At 68.4% G+C, this 1,622-nt stretch carries 2 protein-coding genes; both read left to right on the top strand.

The window, feature by feature from the left end:
• Positions 1-1,052 (top strand): KR domain-containing protein (locus GTW67_RS20060; protein ID WP_161166197.1); only part of this gene is annotated, 1,052 nt, incomplete at its 5' end.
• A 44-nt stretch (positions 1,053-1,096) separates the two neighbouring features.
• Positions 1,097-1,622, top strand: a 526-nt coding sequence (locus GTW67_RS20055; RefSeq protein ID WP_346010697.1) for a beta-ketoacyl synthase N-terminal-like domain-containing protein, incomplete at its 3' end; no start/stop codon positions are given.

Below are 1,622 nucleotides of genomic sequence, written 5' to 3'. Positions count from 1 at the left end.
GTTTGTCGGTGGAGCGGTTCGAGCCGGTGCTGCGGGCGAAGGCGGAGGGTGCGCGGCATCTGCATGAGCTGACGCGGGGCATGGGGTTGTCGGCGTTCGTGTTGTTCTCGTCGTTCTCGGCGACGGTGGGTGGTGCGGGGCAGGCGAACTACGCTGCCGCGAACGCGTATCTGGACGCGCTTGCCGAGGCGCGGCGTGGTGAGGGTCTGCCCGCGACGTCGATCGCCTGGGGTCCCTGGGCCGACGACGGCATGGCGGCTCAGAACGCACTGGTCAGTGGCCGCATGGAGCGGTTCGGGCTGCCTCCCATGGAGCCCGGACTCGCGGTCAAGGCCATGGAGCAGGCCATCACAGGACCCGATGCCTCTCCGGTTATCACCGATGTCGACTGGTCGCGGTTCGCCAAGGAACTGACTGGCTCCCGCACCAGCGCACTGTTCGGTGAGATCGCCGAGGTGCGTCAACTGCACCAGTCCATAGGTAAGTTCACCGAGGACCCCTCGGCCGAACGCGCTGTGCCACTCGCGGAGACCCTCGCGGCCCTTCCCGCAGCCGAGCGGGAGCCGTTGCTGCTCGACCTGATCCGCAAGCACACGGCCACGGTGCTCGGGCATGCCTCCCACGCGGGGATCGACGCGGAGCGGGGCTTCTTCGAAATGGGTCTCGACTCGCTCACCGCGGTGGAACTCCGCAACCGGCTGAACACGGCAACGGGCCTGAAGTTGCGGCCCACCACGCTGTTCGACTACGCGTCACCCTCCGCACTGGCTCGCCACCTTCTGGGGGAGCTGGCACCGGCGGACGACGCACCGGAGAAGGCGTTGCCCGTGGAGATCGACCGCATCGAGGCCGTACTCACCGCACTGCCGCAGGACGACATCGCCCGGACCAAGGCTGTCGTCCGACTCCAGGCGATGCTCGCGAAGTTGGACCAGCCCGGCGCCGCGTTCACGGAGGGCGCCGGCCCGGACGAGGCGGCGGACGACGATCTCGAGGACGCGTCGCTCGACGAGCTCTTCGACGTGATCGACCGAGAGCTCGGGGATGCCTGAGAATGATCAAGAACCGTTTGGTGTCCGCGAGGGGGCAGGACTAAGTGTCGAACGAAGAGAAGCTGGTCGAGTACCTGAAGCGGGTCATGGCCGACCTGCGTCAGACCCAACGCCGCCTCCGTGACGTCGAGGAGAAGTCCCAGGAGCCCATCGCGATCGTCGGGATGAGCTGTCGCTTCCCGGGAGGGGTGCGGTCCCCGGAGGAACTGTGGGAACTGCTCGCCGCCGGCGGCGACGCCGTGTCCGAATTCCCTGACGACCGTGGCTGGGACCTCGCCGCCCTCTACGACCCGGACCCGGACCGCGCCGACACGTCGTACGTGAAGGAAGGCGCCTTCCTGTCCGACGCGGGCGACTTCGACCCGGCGTTCTTCGGCATATCGCCCCGCGAGGCGCTGGCCATGGACCCGCAGCAACGGCTCCTCCTGGAGACCAGCTGGGAGGCCATGGAGCGGGCCGGCATCGCACCGGCCTCGGTGCGCGGTACCAAGGCCGGGGTCTTCGTCGGCACCAACGGTCAGGACTACGTCGAGGCACTGCGCCAGGCGCCGAAGGGCGTTAAGGGCTACC

The organism is Streptomyces sp. SID5910, from assembly GCF_009862125.1.
In the GTDB taxonomy this organism is placed as follows: Bacteria; Actinomycetota; Actinomycetes; order Streptomycetales; family Streptomycetaceae; genus Streptomyces.
This window is presented reverse-complemented; position numbering and strand designations above follow the sequence as displayed.